The 16,016-nt window shown below is 72.1% G+C and carries 14 protein-coding genes; 7 read left to right on the forward strand and 7 right to left on the reverse strand.

Annotated features, from left to right (window positions below; all coding sequences use genetic code 11):
• The first annotated feature begins 117 nt into the window (after positions 1 to 117).
• Entirely contained in the window at positions 118 to 327 is a 210-nt protein-coding gene (locus ACIGW4_RS16400; RefSeq protein ID WP_123458298.1) for a hypothetical protein, read from the forward strand.
• Between the two features lie 24 nt (positions 328 to 351).
• Here ACIGW4_RS16400 and ACIGW4_RS16405 read toward each other — a convergent pair whose 3' ends face one another.
• Positions 352 to 3,360 (reverse strand): AfsR/SARP family transcriptional regulator, encoded by a 3,009-nt coding sequence (locus tag ACIGW4_RS16405; RefSeq protein WP_398709784.1) that lies wholly within the window; start codon positions 3,358 to 3,360, stop codon positions 352 to 354.
• Positions 3,361 to 3,575: 215 nt separating this feature from the next.
• Between ACIGW4_RS16405 and ACIGW4_RS16410 the strand changes: the two genes are divergently transcribed.
• Positions 3,576 to 3,974: a nuclear transport factor 2 family protein gene (locus tag ACIGW4_RS16410; protein WP_123458300.1), complete on the forward strand. Its 399-nt coding sequence runs from the start codon at positions 3,576 to 3,578 to the stop codon at positions 3,972 to 3,974.
• A gap of 62 nt (positions 3,975 to 4,036) precedes the next feature.
• On the opposite strand, the gene ACIGW4_RS16415 is transcribed toward ACIGW4_RS16410, so the two are convergent.
• From ACIGW4_RS16415 to ACIGW4_RS16430, 4 genes are all read right to left on the reverse strand, one after another.
• Complete coding sequence (locus ACIGW4_RS16415) at positions 4,037 to 6,049, reverse strand: fibronectin type III domain-containing protein (protein WP_399581076.1); 2,013 nt, start codon at positions 6,047 to 6,049, stop codon at positions 4,037 to 4,039.
• Between the two features lie 156 nt (positions 6,050 to 6,205).
• A complete protein-coding gene (locus tag ACIGW4_RS16420; protein ID WP_399581078.1) occupies positions 6,206 to 7,714 on the reverse strand; it encodes a right-handed parallel beta-helix repeat-containing protein in 1,509 nt (502 codons plus the stop codon).
• 226 nt (positions 7,715 to 7,940) lie between these two features.
• A complete protein-coding gene (locus ACIGW4_RS16425; RefSeq protein WP_398709791.1) occupies positions 7,941 to 8,348 on the reverse strand; it encodes a hypothetical protein in 408 nt (135 codons plus the stop codon).
• Between the two features lie 161 nt (positions 8,349 to 8,509).
• On the reverse strand, positions 8,510 to 9,907 hold the full coding sequence (locus ACIGW4_RS16430; RefSeq protein WP_123458304.1) for an APC family permease: 1,398 nt from the start codon (positions 9,905 to 9,907) through the stop codon (positions 8,510 to 8,512).
• Between the two features lie 412 nt (positions 9,908 to 10,319).
• Here ACIGW4_RS16430 and ACIGW4_RS16435 point away from each other — a divergent pair, with 412 nt between their 5' ends.
• The 3 genes from ACIGW4_RS16435 (at position 10,320) to ACIGW4_RS16445 (ending at position 11,817) form a co-directional block, all read left to right on the forward strand.
• On the forward strand, positions 10,320 to 10,754 hold the full coding sequence (locus ACIGW4_RS16435; protein ID WP_399581082.1) for an ester cyclase: 435 nt from the start codon (positions 10,320 to 10,322) through the stop codon (positions 10,752 to 10,754).
• Positions 10,755 to 10,891: 137 nt separating this feature from the next.
• On the forward strand, positions 10,892 to 11,374 hold the full coding sequence (locus tag ACIGW4_RS16440) for a MarR family transcriptional regulator (RefSeq protein ID WP_359589644.1): 483 nt from the start codon (positions 10,892 to 10,894) through the stop codon (positions 11,372 to 11,374).
• A complete protein-coding gene (locus ACIGW4_RS16445; RefSeq protein WP_399581084.1) occupies positions 11,371 to 11,817 on the forward strand; it encodes a MarR family winged helix-turn-helix transcriptional regulator in 447 nt (148 codons plus the stop codon). The genes ACIGW4_RS16440 and ACIGW4_RS16445 overlap by 4 nt, the downstream gene beginning before the upstream one ends.
• 21 nt (positions 11,818 to 11,838) lie before the next feature.
• Here ACIGW4_RS16445 and ACIGW4_RS16450 read toward each other — a convergent pair whose 3' ends face one another.
• Both ACIGW4_RS16450 and ACIGW4_RS16455 read right to left on the reverse strand, forming a co-directional pair.
• On the reverse strand, positions 11,839 to 12,576 hold the full coding sequence (locus ACIGW4_RS16450) for a hypothetical protein (protein ID WP_399581086.1): 738 nt from the start codon (positions 12,574 to 12,576) through the stop codon (positions 11,839 to 11,841).
• Positions 12,573 to 13,613: a PucR family transcriptional regulator gene (locus ACIGW4_RS16455; RefSeq protein WP_399581089.1), complete on the reverse strand. Its 1,041-nt coding sequence runs from the start codon at positions 13,611 to 13,613 to the stop codon at positions 12,573 to 12,575. Before ACIGW4_RS16455 ends, ACIGW4_RS16450 begins: the two co-directional genes overlap by 4 nt.
• Positions 13,614 to 13,730: 117 nt before the next feature.
• Between ACIGW4_RS16455 and ACIGW4_RS16460 the strand changes: the two genes are divergently transcribed.
• On the forward strand, positions 13,731 to 14,627 hold the full coding sequence (locus ACIGW4_RS16460) for an alpha/beta hydrolase (protein ID WP_399581091.1): 897 nt from the start codon (positions 13,731 to 13,733) through the stop codon (positions 14,625 to 14,627).
• Positions 14,628 to 14,755: 128 nt separating this feature from the next.
• Positions 14,756 to 16,012, forward strand: coding sequence for a serine hydrolase domain-containing protein (locus ACIGW4_RS16465; protein WP_398709998.1), 1,257 nt, complete (start codon positions 14,756 to 14,758; stop codon positions 16,010 to 16,012).
• The last annotated feature ends 4 nt before the right edge of the window (positions 16,013 to 16,016 follow it).

Here is a 16,016-nt window from a genome sequence, read left to right on the forward strand (position 1 = left end):
GCGGGGCGCCGTTCCGTGATAGCGGGGTGATAAGGCAGCGGGCGGTGCCGTGAATCCGGGTGTTCCTAACGTGGTGGTCACGAGGAAGCGCCGCACACCACCGAGAGGCAGGATCCGATGTCCTACACCGCCACCGCCGCCCGCAACTCCGTCCGCGCCGCCGTCACCGCCGCGCTGATCGTGATCCTGACGGGGGCGGGCGTCCAGGCGAGCTGGGCCGACGGGACCACGGGCACCACCGACGCCACCACCCCGGTCTGCACGACGACGGTCACCGCCACCGGCCCCGTCACCACGTGCAGCACCGACAACAACCCCTGGGACTGATCCCCGTCCGGGAGGCCCGCGCGTTCAGCAGCCGCTCGCGAGCAGCCTCTCCGCCTCGGCGAGTTCCCGCCCCATCCGCCGCTCGCGGAACACCTCGACCGCAGGGACGAGCAGTTCCCGGGAACGTCCGGGCTCCGCGTCGAGGAGACGGGCGAGGTCAAGGCGCGCCAGGGCGCCACCGCTGAAATCCATGACCCCCTCCCGCGCGGTCACCGCACGGTCGTAGAAGTCCCTGGCCCGGTCGGGACGGCCCATGATGACGAAGGCGTGTCCCAGGTCGCGGAGGAGATGGCCCTCCCCGATGACGTCGCCGGAATCCCGGCAGAGCTCCAGCACCTCCGTGAAGGTCAGGACCGCCAGGTCGCTCCGGCCCTGTTCGAGCAGCAGTTGTCCGACGCGCCGCAGTGTCCTCGCCCGGCCGCCGGTGTAGCCGACCCCTTCGTAGATGTCCAGCGCCTCGTCCAGCTGGTTCTGTGCCTCCGTGATCTCGCCCTGCCGCATCCGGATGTGCGCGCTCTGGGTCAGGACGATCGCGCGGCCCACCACGTCGCCCGCCCGGTCGAAGTCGGCCAGGGACCGCCGGTACAGCTCCAGGGCCGCGGTGTCGTCGCCGCTCGTGCGGGCGATGAGCGCCATGTCGCGCCGGCACAGCGCCTCGCCCATCGGTTCGTCGAGCGCCTGGAAGACGTCGAGTGCCGAGTTCAGCGCCTGCCGGGCCGTGTCGAACTGGTTGCGGCTCATGTAGAGCGAGCCGAGCGAGGCCCGTATCGCGGCGGTCCCCCGCAGGTTTCCCGCCTTGCGGACGGCGGCCAGCGCGCTCAGGTGGGTCTGTTCCCACAGGTCGTAGTGGCCGCGCACCTCGAAGAGCGTGACGAGGGAGGTCGCGAGGTCCCAGCTGAGGTCGTGGAGACCGGCGTCCGCGGTGTGTTCGACCATTCCGCACAGGGAGGCCTGTTCGGCGTCGAGCCAGGCCAGCGGGTCGGCGAGCACCTCGTCCGTGTAGGAGGCGGGGGGTTCCCAGCGGGGCGCGTCGCCGTGCAGGACGGTGAAGTCCCCGCCGTACACCTTGCGGTGGGCCTGCTGGGCGAGGTGCATCCAGCCGCCCGCCATCCGGGCGAGCGCCTCCTGTCGTGCCTCGGGCGTGTGGTGGGCCGCCAGTTGTTCCCGTGCGTACACGCGGATGATCTCGTGGAAGCGGTACCGGAAGCCGCCGGTCCGCTCCACTCCGGCGACGTCCAGCATCTGCACGTCGACCAGGGGTTCCATCAGGTCCGAGGGGAAGGGTCGGCGGTCGTCGAGCAGCGCGCCCGCGAGCCAGCTCGGCAGGGTCGGTGCCTGCGCCATGCTCAGGAGCCGAAGGAGCCGGCGGTCCTCGGGCGCCAGGCCCTCGTAGGTCAGCGACAGGCTGGCGCGCATCGTCATCTCGCCGTGGGCCAGTTCGTCGAGGCGGTGCCGTTCGTTGGCGAGCCGCTGCACCATGGACGCCAGGGTCCAGTGCGGGCGGGCCGCGAGCCGGGCGGCGACGATCCGCAGGGCCAGCGGGAGCCGTCCGACGGTGCGGACCAGGGCCTCCGCGGCCGCGGCCTCGCCCGCGACCCGTTCACGGCCGACGATCCTGGACAGCAGTTCGAGCGCCTGGTCCTCGGCGAGCACGTCGAGTTCCACCCGGTGCGCGCCGGGCAGCGCGGTGAGGCGGGCCCGGCCGGTGACGAGGACGGCGCAGCCCCGGCTGCCGGGCAGCAGCGGCAGCACCTGGCCCTCGCCGGCGGCGTCGTCGAGGACGACCAGGACGCGGCGGGAGGCCAGTCGGGTGCGGTACATCTCGGCGCGCTCGTCCAGGGACTCCGGGATCAGCTGGCCGGGGATGCCGAGGGCGCGCAGGAACCGGCCCAGGACCTCCTCGGGGGTGGCCGGGGTGCCGGTCGTCCCGCGCAGGTCGCAGTAGAGCTGGCCGTCGGGGAAGCCGGTCTCGGAGAGCATGTGGGCGACGTGCACGGCGAGGGTCGACTTGCCGGTGCCGGGCTTGCCCGTGATCGCGGCGAGTCCCACGGTGGTGCGGCCCGGCCGTCCGGTCAGCGCTTCCTCCAGGGCGGCGAGCCGGCCGGCGTCGGACACGAAGTCGGCGACGGCGGCGGGAAGCTGGTGCGGTACGGCGTCCTGCCTCAGGGCTTCCGGGGACGGCGGGGCGGCGGTCGGTTCGGGCGCCTCCTCGGGCTCCGCTCCCGCCGTCTCCTCCCCGGCCCTGTCCGCCGGTACGCGTACGGGAGCGGGCGCGGCGGGTGCGGGGAGCCGGCCGGCGAGGATCGCCGACTCCAGTTCCCTGAGCTCCCGGCTGGGTTCGAGTCCGAGTTCCTCGGCGAGGAACCGCCGGGCGGTGCGGAAGGCCTCCAGCGCCTCGGCCTGCCGCCCCGACCAGTACAGGGCCTGGATCAGCTGACCGCGCAGCTTCTCCCGCAGCGGGTGTTCACAGGTGAGCCGCTGCAGTTCACCCACGAGTCCGTCGTACCGTCCGAGTTCGAGCTCCAGTTGGATGCGGAGTTCGACGGCGGTCAGGCGTTCCTCGTTGAGCTGGCGCGCCTTGTTGGCCAGCGGGCCGCTGTCGAGGCCGGACAGGCAGTCGCCCTGCCACAGCGTCACCGCGTCCCTCAGCAGCCGTACGGCCCGGTCGAGTTCACCGTGCTCGCGCAGCCGGCGGGCCCGTAAGACGAGGTCGGTGAAGAGCGCGGCGTCCACGTTGCCCGCGTCGGTGTGCAGCACGTATCCCGGGGGCCGGGTCGTGATCGAGACCTCGCCGTCCGCGCCGGCGAGGAGTTTGCGCAGCCGCGACACGCAGATCTGCACCTGGGTGCGGGCGGTCTCCGGCGGGTTGTCCTCCCAGATGAGGTCCACCAGGTGGTTGGTGCTGACCACCCGGTTCGTCTCCAGGAGCAGCGCCGCGAGGATCACCTCCTGGCGGCCGGGCGGGAGCCGCAGCGGCCCGTCGGGGCCGTGGACCTGGAGCGGCCCCAGGACCCGGAAGGCGAGGGGCGACATGTCCGGGAGTTCCTGGGATCTGTCCCCGATGTCGTCCGTCACCGATTCCCCCACCAAAGAAACGAGTTGACACGTCAGGTCCGAGTGAGGACAGTCTCCACAACCACCCCCGCCCTGTCCATGCCGTGAAGATCCCGGTCGGAGATAGAGGGGGGATAACGTGGAGTTGGCGGCTCCCCCCAGAATCCTGGCCGTGAGTGAAAGGGGCTCAGCCGTTGAACCGCCAAGATGACACGAGCACCGGGTTGCCGGGACCGGCCGACCTGGTCACGGCCGCCGGAATCGACCACGTCCGCCTGGTCTACGACTACCTGGCCGCCGGTGACCTGGACTCGTGCGCCTCCCTGCTGCACGACGGCGTGGTCCTCGAACTGCCGGGGCTGCCTCCGGTCCGTGGCCGTACGGCCGTCCTGCACAGCCCTTTCGGGCGCGGTCCGTCGCGGGCCCGCTACGAGATCGACCGGGTCGTGGGCCAGGACCGCAGCGTGGTGGCGACGGGACGCCGCGTGGGGCCGGGCACCGGCGGTCAGGAGCTGCGCTTCGTCGACCTCTTCACGATCGCCGACGACGGGATGGTCCTCGCCTGTACCCGGTACTACCACGCGGCGCCGTGAGCGGCGCCCGGGGCGCTCTCAGTCTCCGTGCGCGCGCGAAGGGGCGCGTCCCGCCGACCGGTTCACCGGGTCCAGGTCATGGTGTCGAAGAGTGCCCCGGTGTCGCTGTACGCGTTGAGCACGAGCTGGGTCGGGGAGACCGAGCACCGCACGTACTCGTAACGCGCCTCCCTGTACGCGCTCCAGAACGGCTGGCTCGCCTGGAACGTGTTGAGCCCGTTGCCACCGCCGCCGGAGACGACGTACGTCACTCCCGTCGGGTCGATCGCGCCCCCGCGCAGCGGATGACTCCGTTCATAATTGTGGGAGTTGCCGGAGAGGCAGAGCGTGACCTGGTACTGCTCCAGGAGCGGCACGAGATCGGCCAGGACCGTCGTCGAACTGGAGGTGGCGGTCGTCGAGCTGTAGGGCGGGCGGTGCACGACGCAGACCTTCCACGCCGTGGTCGCGGCGGCGAGGTCGGCGGTCACGAAGGCGCGCTGCGGGGAGCCGGCTCCCAGGGGCTGCTCGCTGTCGACGACGAGGACGTGGAGGTCGCCCCACTCGTAGCTGTACCAGCGCTGGTTGTTCGGGGACCACAGGTTCCGTGCCGTCGCGCCGTCGCCGTAGTAGTCCTTGTTCCCGTTCGCCGGATAGAGCGTCCGGGTGCGGATGGCCGGGCCGTACTGCTTGTAGAAGCGGTTGTCGAAGTCGGAGTAGAAGTGCTCCGGGTCCGGGTCCTGGGCGTCCGGGTACACGTTGTCGCCGAGGGTCTGCACGAATTGGGCCGTTGACGCGGCGATCAGGTTCGCGATGCTCGCCTCCTGCGCCGAGCCGCCCCCGTAGTCGCCGACCGCCGCGAAGGCGAAGGTCGCGCCCGGCAGGGGTGCGGTGGTGAAGCGGTTGCCCGCGAGCGTGGCGTTGCCGGACCGCACCTGGTAGGCGTACTCGGTTCCCGGCTGCAGTCCGCCGAGGAGCATGGCGTGCTGCAGCCGCGGGGTGGGGTCGGAGACACTGGCGGTGAACGATCCGATCCCGTAGTCGACGGCGCTCGGCGTCGGAAGGTTGGTCCACCACAGCACGCGCGCGCTCGTCCGGTCGGTCTGGACGACGTAGGGGCCGCGGGTGACCAGGACGGTCCCGGCCGCCGGGGTGGACAGCGTCCTGCCGGTCGTGAGCGCCGAGACGTTGCCGGCGGAGTCGACCGCCGCGATCCGGTACGTGTACGAGGTCGACGGGGTGAGCCCGTTGTCGGAGTACGTCTTGCGCAGCGGCTCTTCCACCGTGGCCACGAGGACGTTGTTGCGGTGGACCTGGTAGGCGGCGACGTCGCTGGAGCTCGACGTGCCCCAGGTGACGTCGAGCCGGGTGGCGGAGTACCGCCGCACCGCCACGCTGCTGCTGGACACGGCCGAAGGGGCGCTCGTGTCGCTCGAGGCGCTGGTCGTGACGGCGATGGTGGCGGCCGGCCCGACGTGCCCGGCGACGTCGACGGCGCGCACCGCGAACTGGTAGGCGCGGTTGGCGAAGAGCTTGCTCGCGGTGTAGCTGGTGGTGGCGTCGGTCGTCGCGATCTGGACCAGGTCCTGGAGCGGGGCCCCGACGGGGCCGCGGAGGATCCGGTAGCCGGTGACCTTGGCGACGGTCGTGGACTTGGTCCAGCTGAGCTTCACGCTCGACGACGTGATCGAACTCGCCTTGAGGTTGGTCGGCGCGGACGGCGGCGTCGCGGGGTCCGGCCGCTGGGTGACCACGACGACGGGGGCCGAGCGCACCGATTCGAGCCCGCCTGCCACGGCGGTGACCTCGTAGCGGTAGGTCGTCGTCGCCGCCAGGCCGTTGTCCTCCAGGAGGGTGCCCGGCTGCTCGGCGATCAGTTGGTCGTCCCGGTAGACCCGGTAGGACTCGGCGCCCGCGACCGCGGTCCACAGCAGTCGCACCGTCGACGACGTCAGCGCCTGACCGGCGAGCAGGGCCGGTGGGGGCGGCGCGTCGTAGGCGCTTGCCGGGGGTGGCGAGACGACGACGTCGCCGATGTCGAGCGCCACTCCCGAGGCGAGGGCGTAGGCGACGAACTGGCGGCGGCTCAGAGCCATGGTCTTTTTCCTCTCCGGGCCGCCGGACCGGGCTGCCGGCTGCCGCCCCGACAGCCCACGCTGGTCGACAGGCTCAGGGTGACCGCCGGACGCCCCGCAACCGGGCGATTAGGCCTAAAGCGGCATGTCGCAGGCCGTCTCGCCTCGGACGACGCTTCAGAGCCCCGGCCCGTTGTACGCCCCGCGGTGCGGCTTCGTGGTCGCGCTCACCGGGTTCGCCCAGTAGTCGCGGCCCCCGTTCCCGCTGATCACGGAGCCGTTGTTCAGGGCGGGGGACGTGGCGCGCAGCTTGTAGCCGTCGACGGAGTGGATCGTGTCGCCGCCGGTGCCCGGGTTCACGAACTGGGGGTCGCCGGCGATGCCGTTGGCGGTGGGCCGGGGCACGCCCTGGAAGACGTTCCACAGCCAGGAGATCCCGGCCCCGGTGGGCAGCCGGGAGTCGCCGGTCCCCACCCAGATGTTGTTCTCGACGACGCTCTCGTCGGGGAGCGTGATGCTGAACTTCCTGTCCGTGCAGTAGAGGACGTTGTTGTAGAGGTGCAGCGCGGAGCGTCCGGCGCTGACGCTGCTCATGCGGCAGTCGTTCTCGGAGATGTTGTAGCGGATGACCTGCCGGGCGCCGCCGATGGTGCCGCAGCCGTCGCAGTCGAGGAAGAAGCCGCCGATGTTGTCGCGGCTGAAGTTGTACTGGATCGTGCAGGTGCCGGTGTTGCCCCAGTCGCAGTCGAAGGCCTGGCTGTCGGCCACGGACATCCGCGTGATGCCGTACACGGCGTTCTTCTGGATGGTCGGATCGTGGTCGCCGAGCACCCAGATGCCGGCGAAGTTGCCGCCGGAGAAGGGGTAGACGCCGTTGCCGACGCCGGAGGCGTTGTTGTACTGGATCATGGGGGCCTCGGCGTAGCTGGCGATGATGCCGTCGCCGCCGACGTCCTTGACGACGTTGTTCTCGATCAGTACGCCGGTGCCCTTGACGGCCATGGCGCCGACGCGGATCTTGAGGCCGCCGCCGCCGGTGTTGCTGATCCGGTTGTCGTGGACGTGGACGTCGTTGAGGGTCGAGTTCGTGCCGCTCGCGCCCGTGACGATGCCGGCGGACTGGACGTAGTCCTCGGTGGTGGGGCTGTTCTTGTTCGTCTGGCCGGCCACCCGGTCGATGACGAGGTTGCCGATGTCGAAGCCGTGGTGCGCCGTTCCGTCGGTGGCGGAGATCCGCAGGCCGGTGCGGCGGGCGAGACCGGCGGCGGGGTTGGTGATCGCGAGGCCGCTGATCCGCCAGTGGTCCTGGTTGGTGAGGGAGATCGCGTTCGGGGCGCCGCCGCCGTCGATCACGGGCAGGGCGCCGGTTCCGTAACCGGTGAGCTCGACGGGCGCGGCGGCGGTGCCGCTGCCCTGGGGGGCGAGGGCGCCGGTGCACGTGGTGCCGGCGGCGAAGGCGAGCGTGTCGCCGGGGCCGTACGTCTTCGCGTTGGCCTGTCCGATGCTGTTGAACGGCGCCGCCTGGCTGCCGTCCCCGGGAGTCGCCCGGGAGCAGTCCACGTGGGTGACGCTCCCCGCGGCCTCGGCGGGCGCGCCGGTGAGGGCGGTGGTCCCGCCGAGCACGAGGGCGGCGGCGACGAGCGCGCGGAACGTCGTCCGCCGCGCGGGCAGAGCTCTGAGGGTCATGGCGCAACAACCTTTCTGGCGGTCGGGTGCGGCCAGAAGCTAGGTGTGGCGGCTGATCGAGTCAATGCGTTCTCGTCGAATGATCGAATTTCGATCGGAGAGCGGGCGATTGGTCGATCCCGACCCTCCTCCCCCGCCCGCTCGGTGCGGACGACCGCGAGTGCCTCCGGGCGGCCGGGCGTTGCGCGGGGACGCGCCTTCGCGCCCGGCCGTTCACGGGGGCCGGTCAGAAGCCGGCGGCGGCCGGCACGAGCCGGAGGCGGCAGGCTTCCAGGGCGCTGTCGAGGTGGGCGCCGAGGCCCGGGTCGGGGGCCAGCACGGAAAGGCGGTGCATGGTCAGCATCGCGTCCCAGGACGATGTCCTGGCCAGGGCCGACGCACCCCAGGAGACGTCTTCGAGATGGGTCCAGAGGTGGGCGCCGAAGCCCAGGTGAATCGTTCCTGCCCGGGATTCCTCCTCGTCGAGGGCGCGCCGCGCCGCCGTCAGGAAGGCCACGGCATCCTCGGGACCGAGCGCCGTGACGACGACCCGGAGGAGGGAGGCGGTCAGGGACGTGACCTCGGCCCAGTCGGCCGCGTCACCGAAGCGCTCGCACAGGCGTACGTTCAACAGGTGTTCCATGTCGGTGGTCATGCATGCACAGATACGTTTCCGCCGGCCGCGCCGCCCGGCACGACACGCGGGAGGTGGGGACCACCCCCCGTACGGAGTGATCGTCGTACCCGCCGACGCCGAAGGGCCGGGGCGCGCTCTTCGCGCCCCGGCCCTTCGGGCGGGATGTCGGGTCGGCAGGGTCAGACCTGCTCGTCCTCCGGGATGCTGACCAGCCAGCGGGTCTCCTTGCGCGGCCGCAGGTACAGCGCCCAGTAGAGGGTGGCCACCGCCGTGATGCCACCGGTCCACAGCAGGTACTCGACGTCCTGCATGTACAGGATGTACGCCATGACGCCGATGAGGACCACCGGGACGGCCGGCCACAGCGGCATGCGCCACGCCGCGACCTCGCGGTGCGCGCCCCGGCGGCTGAACAGCGCCGCCACGGCCACGAGCAGGTACATGCCGGTGACGGAGACGCCGGTGACGCCGTAGAGGGTGTCGAGGTTGACGAAGCACAGGGCCGCGCCCGGCACGCCCACGAGCAGGGTGGCCACCCACGGGGAGCCGAAGCGGCCCAGACGGGACAGGGCGTTGTTGACGGGCTCCGGCCAGGCCTTGTCACGGGCGGAGGCGAACAGCACGCGGGAGTTCTGGATGACCATGACGATGCCGGCGTTGATGATGGCCAGCGCGACGCAGAGGCTGATGAAGGTGCCGACGGCGGAGTTGGACCAGGCCTCGATCATGCCGCTGATGTCACCGCCGGTGAGGGTCTCCAGGTCGCCGGCGCCGAGGGTGATGGCGACGACGGGCACCAGGATGACGGCGGTCGAGATGGCGAGGGTGGCGAGCACGGTGCGGGCCACGGACTTGCGCGGGTTCTCCAGCTCCTCGGAGAGGTAGACGGCCGTCGAGAAGCCCTGGGTGATGAAGAGGGCGATGGCGAGGCCGGAGACCACCATGGCGCCGGTGACGAGCGAGTGCGAGCCGCCGGCGGGCGCGACCTCGCCGTGGAGCAGGGCGCCGACGCCCCGCTCGGAGTGGGCGAAGCCGAGGATCGCGACGATGCCGGCCGCGATCACCTCGAGGACGAGGAAGATGCCGGTGATCCAGGCGTTGGCGCGCAGGTCGAGGAGGCCCGCGAGGGTCGCGAGGAGCATGACGCCGGCGCCGGCGATCGGGGCCGGGATGTGCACCAGGGGCGCGAGGTAGTCGGCGGTCCCCATGGCGATCACCGGTGGCACGATCATCACGACCAGCAGGGACAGGACGAACACCAGCCAGCCCGCCAGGCGGCCCGAGAGGGTGGAGACGATGGCGTACTCGCCGCCCGCGCTGGGGATCAGGGTCCCGAGCTCGGAGTAACAGAACGCCACGCCGATACAGAGCAGCGAGCCGATGGCGATGGTCAGGGCGGCGTAGGTGCCGACCCCGTCGAAGAGGTCGGGTACGACCACGAAGAGGGTGGAGGCGGGCGTCACGCACGACAGCGTGAGCAGGGTGCCGCCCACGACACCGATGGAACGCTTGAGCTTCTGCGGCACGGGTTCGGTCTGAGGGGCCAACGCGTGCGGCGCGCTGAGGGTGTCGGTCATCAGGCGGTTCCGATCGATGTGAGCGGGGTTCGAGCGGGAGCGGTATCGCCTCCGAGGCGGCTGGTGATCAGGTGGTTCCATGGGCTCCCGAGCTGAATGGAAGCGTGAGCGGAACCGCAGGTCAATGGCCTGCCTCCTGCGGAATCCGTTGTTCCGACACGCCCGGACGAGGGGGAGGAGCGTCAAGGACGCGTCAAGACGGCCGAAACGCTTCGTACGGGAACCGCAGCGCACCCGGGAGGACTTTTCCCGCGCTTTACCGCCGATCCGCATTCCGGACCACCGGGCGCGTTCGCCGGAACCGACGCATTCGCCCCCGCGCCGGTCCGGGCCGTGTCACGTTTCCGGCCGCCGCGTCGTCCTGTCGTCGTACCGCCGGGACCCACCGATCCGGAACAGAAGGAGAAGCCCCATGACGACAGCCGAGGCGACCCGCAACCTCGCCGCGCTCCACCGCTTCCACTCCGCCACCAACAGCGGCGACCCGGCCCTCGTCGCGCGGGCCGTCGACGAGCTCACCGCGCCGGACGTGGTCTTCCACGCGCCGGTGCCGATGGGCGGGACCGGCGCGGAGGCCATGAAGCGGGTGTGGGAGGTGCTCCTGCGCGCGTTCCCCGACATCCACGTCACCGTCGAGGAGACGGTCGCGGAGGGCGACAAGGTCGTCTCCCGGAACACGGTGACCGGCACCCACCTGGGCGAGTACCGGGGCCTGCGGCCCACCGGGAAGCGCGTCACGTACGGCGAGATCTTCGTCCTCCGTTTCGTGGACGGCCGGATCGCCGAGATCCGGGGCATCGTGGACGTCCTCGCCCAGCTCCGCCAGCTCGGCGCCTTTCCGTCCTGACGGGGGCGGGGGGCCGGGGCGGCACCGCGCCTCCCGGCTCTCCCCACCCCGGGCCGGCCGGACGCGATCCGGGTGCGGTCCGGGTGCGATCCCGAAAACAGTAGCCATGGACATAGTAGCCATGTACGGTATCTCTCGTGAGTTCAGCAACCGAGAGCGCCACAGCGGGTTTCCTGGTCTGGCGCCTGTCCATGAAGTGGCGCGTGGCCGTCGACCGGGCGGTCACGCCGCTGGGCCTGACCCATGCCCAGTACGCACTGTTGGGTTCCCTGCACGGCATGGCCCGCTCCGGTCGGCAGCCGAGCCAGCGGCAGCTCGCCGACCACACCGGACTCGAAGCGCTGTACGTCTCCAAGCTCGCCCGAGCGCTGGAGACGGCCGGACTCGTCGAGCGCACCCGGGACCCGGACGACCCGCGCGCCATGCGGCTGTCGCTCACCGAGCAGGGGTACGACGTCACGCGCCGCGCCGTCAAGGTGGTCCAGGGCCTCCTGGACCAGATGCTGGAGCCGCTCGGAGGCCGGAACAGCCCGCGCGCACGGGAGTTCACCCGAGAGCTGGTGACCCTGCTCGAAGCACCTCTTGATCCGTACACCGAGAACGACGAGGAGCAGTCATGACCACCACCGCACCCACCACCAACGGCCGCGTCATCGCCCTGGCGCACTACTCCGCACGCGCCCTCCTGGAAGGCGTGCTGACCCGACACGGCCTCACGTTCGAGCAGAGCGTGACCCTCCGGGCCGCCACGGTCGCGGACGGCCCCGTCGAGCACGACGCGCTGGTCACCGACGTCGTCGGCTCGCTGAAGTCCGACCCGGCGGTCGTGCACGGCGTGATCGACGAGCTGACGGCCGCGAGGCTGCTGGAGCAGGACCCGGCCCGGGCCTCCCGGCTGCGCCTCACGGACGCCGGGCGGGAGCTGTACGAGACCACCGCCGTCGAGACCGCCGGGATCTCCGCCCGGCTGTACGCCGGCATCCCGGCGGAGGACCTGGCGGTCACGGGCCGCGTGCTGACCCTGCTCACGGAGCGCGCGAACGCCGAGCTGGCGGGAGCCTGAGGTCCGGCGGCCCCCGTCCGCCTACCGCCCGCGCATCAGCTCCAGGTCGTCGCCCCACGCGTCGAGCACCGCGCCGAACCCGCGGTGCCGCGCCGCCGCCTCGACCCGGGCGAAGACCCGGCGCTGGACGGCGACGTCGCCCGATGCCGAGATGCGGCCCAGGGCGTCGAGCAGCGCGCCGGTGTCCCAGCCGGGCAGCGGATACCGGTCGAGCTCCCACTCCAGGTACTTGTTGTAGGGACGGGGGCGGCGGTCGAGCGCGAAGAGGAGTTCGAGCAGGTGGCCGAGGCTGTCGGTGGCGTCGAGCCGGGCCGCGAGGGCGTGGCCGTCCCTGTCGTTCTTCAGCGAGCGGTAGAGGGAGTTGACGTAGGCGTCGAGCCACCCGGCGGCGGCGCGGGAGGCCTCCTCGGCGGTCAGGCGGGCCTTGGCCGCCAGGATCCGGGCGATCTCCCCGTCGAGCCGGTCGAGCACGACCCGGGCGCGGGCGAGCGCGTAGCGTTCGAAGCCCGGCATGCCGACGGACCGGAACCGGTCGAGGGTGAGGAGGACGAGGTCGAGCTCGCGGGTGCGGTGCCCCGCGAACCTCGTCAGCTCCGTCGGTACGCCTTCGGCGAGGACGACGTAGAGGTCGTGGTCGGAGTGCTCGGTGGCCATGCCCTCGTGGGCCCGGGACCCCTTGAGGACCAGGCCGACGACGGCCGCGTCCGCGGAGGCGAGCGCGACGAACTCGTCGTGGGCGAGGGGCCGTCGGGCCGTCATCGGGAGGGCTCGCCGTGGAGCAGTCGCCAGGTGGTGAGGGCGAGTCGGGCGCGGGTCAGGCCCGTGGGGGCGGTGAGGTCCAGGGAGAGGGCCTTGCCGATGTGGTCCAGGCGGCGGGCGATGCTGCTGTGGTGGAGGTGGAGGAGCTCGGCCGCGCGGCGGACGGAGGCGGTGGCGCAGTAGGTGTCCAGGGTCTCCAGGTCCTCCGGGGAGAGGCGGTCGATCGCGGCCACGTCGGGGTTGTCCCGTACGGCGTCCTCGGGGATGTCCGCCAGGAGGGCCAGCGCGCCCAGGTCGCCGTGGTCGACGACGGGTTCGCGCGGGGTGGTGAAGCGGAGGGCCGTACGGGCCTGGCGCCAGGAGCGGTCGGGGCTCTCGGCGGCGCCGATGCCCGCCCGTACGCCCGCAGGAAAACCCGTACGGTCCAGGCCGGTGGCCAGGATGACGCCCGCGTCGGCGAGCGGGGCCGCCTTCACCGGGCGGCCCGGGCAGACCAGGGCACCGACGCGGTCGAGCGGAAGGCTCGTGCGGACGGCGACGACGCGGACGGGAAGGCCGGGGGCGAAACCCAGGAGGCGCAGCGCCCGGGCGCGGGCGGCGTCGTCGCTGTCGGAGCTGATGGCCAGTTCGACGAGGGCGGGGTCGGCCATGGTGGTGCGGGCGGGCCCGTAGCGTTCGGCGGCGGCCGCGACGGCGAGGGCGAAGCGGTCGAGGAGGACCTCGTCCAGCGGGTTGGGCGGACCGGGTCGCTCCAGCCAGACCGTGCCGATCTCCTCGTCGTCGAGGACGATCGGCGCCTCGCCGGACGCGGGCGCCGGCGGGGTGGACGCCTGGGTGCCGTGGGGCGAGACGCGGGTGGATCCGCCGGTGCCGTGGAGCCGTATCCCGGCGACGCACTCGGCCAGGCCCGCCGAGGCGCGGGCGAGGGCCGGGAGGTCGACCCGGCGGCGCATGAGGGTGTCGTAGAACGCGACGATGCGCATCGCGCCGTCGACGTACGGATCGAGTCCCGACAGCCGTACGGCCAGTGCCTCCATGGCAGAAGGATGACAGAAGGTCCGGGGCGGGGCGTGCGCCGTTCGGCGCGTGATCGGCACGGGACGCGCGACGGATGGCGGATGATCCCCCGGGGGCCGGGCCGGAGGATGGTCGTCATGGATCCCGAACTCGAAGCGTTCATCCCGTTCTTCCCCCGGACCGACCTGGCCGATCCGGTCGCCGCCCGCACGTACTTCGCCGGACTGGCGGCCGCCGTGCCGACGCCCGACACCCCGGAGATGGAGGTCGAGGACCGGCTCGTGCCGGCCGACCCGGACGTGGCGGTGCGGATCTACCGGCCGCGCGGCGCGCGGGGGGCCGTGATCTGGCTGCACGGCGGCGGGTTCGTCATGGGGAACGTGGACACCGAGCACCCGTGGGCCACCCGCATCGCGGAGACCTCCGGCGCCGTGGTGCTCTCGGTCGGCTACCGGCTGGCCCCCGAACACCCGTTTCCCGCCGCCCTGGACGACGCCTACGCCGTCCTGACCTGGACGGCCGAGCACGCGGCCGAACTCGGCGTCGACCCCGCGCGGATCGCGGTCGGGGGCCACAGCGCCGGCGGCGGGCTCGCGGCCGCGGTGGCGCTGCGGGCGCGCGACGAGCAGGGGCCGCCGATCCGCTTCCAGCTGCTCAACCAGGCGGGGCTCGACGACCGGCTGGAGACCTGGTCGGCCCGGAACTTCACGGACACGCCCTGGTTCCACCGGGACAAGGCGATCGCCGCGTGGGGCCACTACCTGGGCGGCCGGCCCGCCACGCCGTACGCCGCCCCCTCGCGGGCCACCGATCTGTCCGGCCTTCCGCCGGCCTACGTCGCCTCCGCCGAGTTCTGCCCGAACCGCGACGAGGACATCGAATACGCCGTCCGTCTGCTCCGGGCGGGCGTGTCCGTCGAACTCCACCAGTGGCCCGGCACGTTCCACGGGTCGCAGGCGATCCTCTCCGCCGACGTCTCGCAGCGGCAGAACGCCGAGCTCGGCGCCGTTCTGCGCCGCGCCCTCGCCGGCTGACCGCCGGCCCCTCCCCTTCCCCGGCGAACCCGGATTCCACGCACGAACCCGATTCCACGTACGAAGCCGGATCCCGCACACGAACCCGGATTCCGCGCACGTACACGAAAGGACTGATCGTCATGAAGATGCGCATGGTGCTGTGCGGAGGTGTCGCCGCGCTCGGTGTCTGCGCGGGCATGGTCACCGCGTCCGCCGTGCCCGGCGGAGCGGGGACCGTTCCCACCGGGAGCGCGCGGCCGGCCGCCGGCTTCGATCCCGCGGAGCTGGAGGACGCCCTGGACGACGTCCACCGGGCGGGCGTGCCGGGCGTGTTCGCCGAGGTGCGGGACGACGGCCGGACCTGGCGGGGCGCCTCCGGCGTCGCCGACGTCACGAACGGCCGCCCCGTCACGGCCGACATGCGCCACCGCGTCGGCAGCGTCACGAAGACCTTCACCGCGGCCGCCGTGATGCAGCAGGTCGAGCAGGGCCGGATCCGGCTCGACGCGCCGATCGGGGACTACCTGCCGCAGCTGGTGCCGGGCGAGCGGGGCAGGAGGATCACCGTGCGGATGCTGCTCAACAACACCAGCGGCATCCCCGACTACCTCACGTACGCCTTCCCTTCGCTGCGCGGCTTCCCCTCCCGGCTCGACGTCTCGACCCGGAGCCTGGACGACAACCGGTTCCGGACGTTCCGTCCGGCCGAGCTGATCGAGATGGGCCTCTCGGCTCCTCCCGTCGGCGAGCCCGGTGGCCCCACGGGCGTGTACTCCAACACCAACTGGCTCATCCTGGGCCAACTCCTGGAGCACGTGACCGGCATGCCGGCCGAGCGGTACATCACCCGGAACGTCATCGAGCGCGCGGGACTCCGGCACACCGGGTTCCCGACGGGAACGCGCGTCAAGGGGCCGCATTCCCGCCTGTACGAGGCGTTCTACGGTCTGATCGACCCGCCGCGCGACTACAGCGTCTACGACATGTCCTGGGTGGGGCCGGCCGCCGCCCTGGTGTCGACCATGGAGGACCTCAACCGCTTCTACGCCCTGCTGCTCGACGGCCGGATCGTCAGCCGGTCGTCGCTGGCGGAGATGCAGCGCACGGTCCCGACCCGTGCCCTGGACGGATCTCTGATCCAGTACGGGCTCGGGCTGCACAAGGTCGAGACCCCCTGCGGCACCTTCTGGGGTCACGACGGCACCGTCTGGGGAGCCGGGACGATGTCCCTGACGCGCGCCGACGGCAAGCGGCAGATGTCCGTGGCGGTCAACCTCATCAGGTGGAACAGGCCGGACGCCTCGGGGAAGCCGCAGCCCCACCCCATCGACGGCGCCCTGAAGGCGCTGTACCAGCGGGCGACGTGCGGTGGGGCCTCCCCGGCCCCGGAGGTCGCCCCGTAGGGGG

The organism is Streptomyces sp. NPDC053513 (assembly GCF_044544765.1).
Classification (GTDB): Bacteria; Actinomycetota; Actinomycetes; order Streptomycetales; family Streptomycetaceae; genus Streptomyces; species Streptomyces litmocidini.

Excerpts from the sequence above, each read along its gene's own strand:
- ACIGW4_RS16405 (WP_398709784.1), bottom strand. The coding sequence starts at position 3,360 with ATGTCGCCCCTCGCCTTCCGGGTCCTGGGGCCGCTCCAGGTCCACGGC.
- ACIGW4_RS16455 (WP_399581089.1), bottom strand. The coding sequence starts at position 13,613 with ATGGAGGCACTGGCCGTACGGCTGTCGGGACTCGATCCGTACGTCGAC.
- ACIGW4_RS16460 (WP_399581091.1), top strand. The coding sequence starts at position 13,731 with ATGGATCCCGAACTCGAAGCGTTCATCCCGTTCTTCCCCCGGACCGAC.
- ACIGW4_RS16445 (WP_399581084.1), top strand. The coding sequence starts at position 11,371 with ATGACCACCACCGCACCCACCACCAACGGCCGCGTCATCGCCCTGGCG.
- ACIGW4_RS16435 (WP_399581082.1), top strand. The coding sequence starts at position 10,320 with ATGACGACAGCCGAGGCGACCCGCAACCTCGCCGCGCTCCACCGCTTC.
- ACIGW4_RS16420 (WP_399581078.1), bottom strand. The coding sequence starts at position 7,714 with ATGACCCTCAGAGCTCTGCCCGCGCGGCGGACGACGTTCCGCGCGCTC.
- ACIGW4_RS16450 (WP_399581086.1), bottom strand. The coding sequence starts at position 12,576 with ATGACGGCCCGACGGCCCCTCGCCCACGACGAGTTCGTCGCGCTCGCC.
- ACIGW4_RS16465 (WP_398709998.1), top strand. The coding sequence starts at position 14,756 with ATGCGCATGGTGCTGTGCGGAGGTGTCGCCGCGCTCGGTGTCTGCGCG.
- ACIGW4_RS16400 (WP_123458298.1), top strand. The coding sequence starts at position 118 with ATGTCCTACACCGCCACCGCCGCCCGCAACTCCGTCCGCGCCGCCGTC.
- ACIGW4_RS16415 (WP_399581076.1), bottom strand. The coding sequence starts at position 6,049 with ATGGCTCTGAGCCGCCGCCAGTTCGTCGCCTACGCCCTCGCCTCGGGA.
- ACIGW4_RS16430 (WP_123458304.1), bottom strand. The coding sequence starts at position 9,907 with ATGACCGACACCCTCAGCGCGCCGCACGCGTTGGCCCCTCAGACCGAA.
- ACIGW4_RS16425 (WP_398709791.1), bottom strand. The coding sequence starts at position 8,348 with ATGACCACCGACATGGAACACCTGTTGAACGTACGCCTGTGCGAGCGC.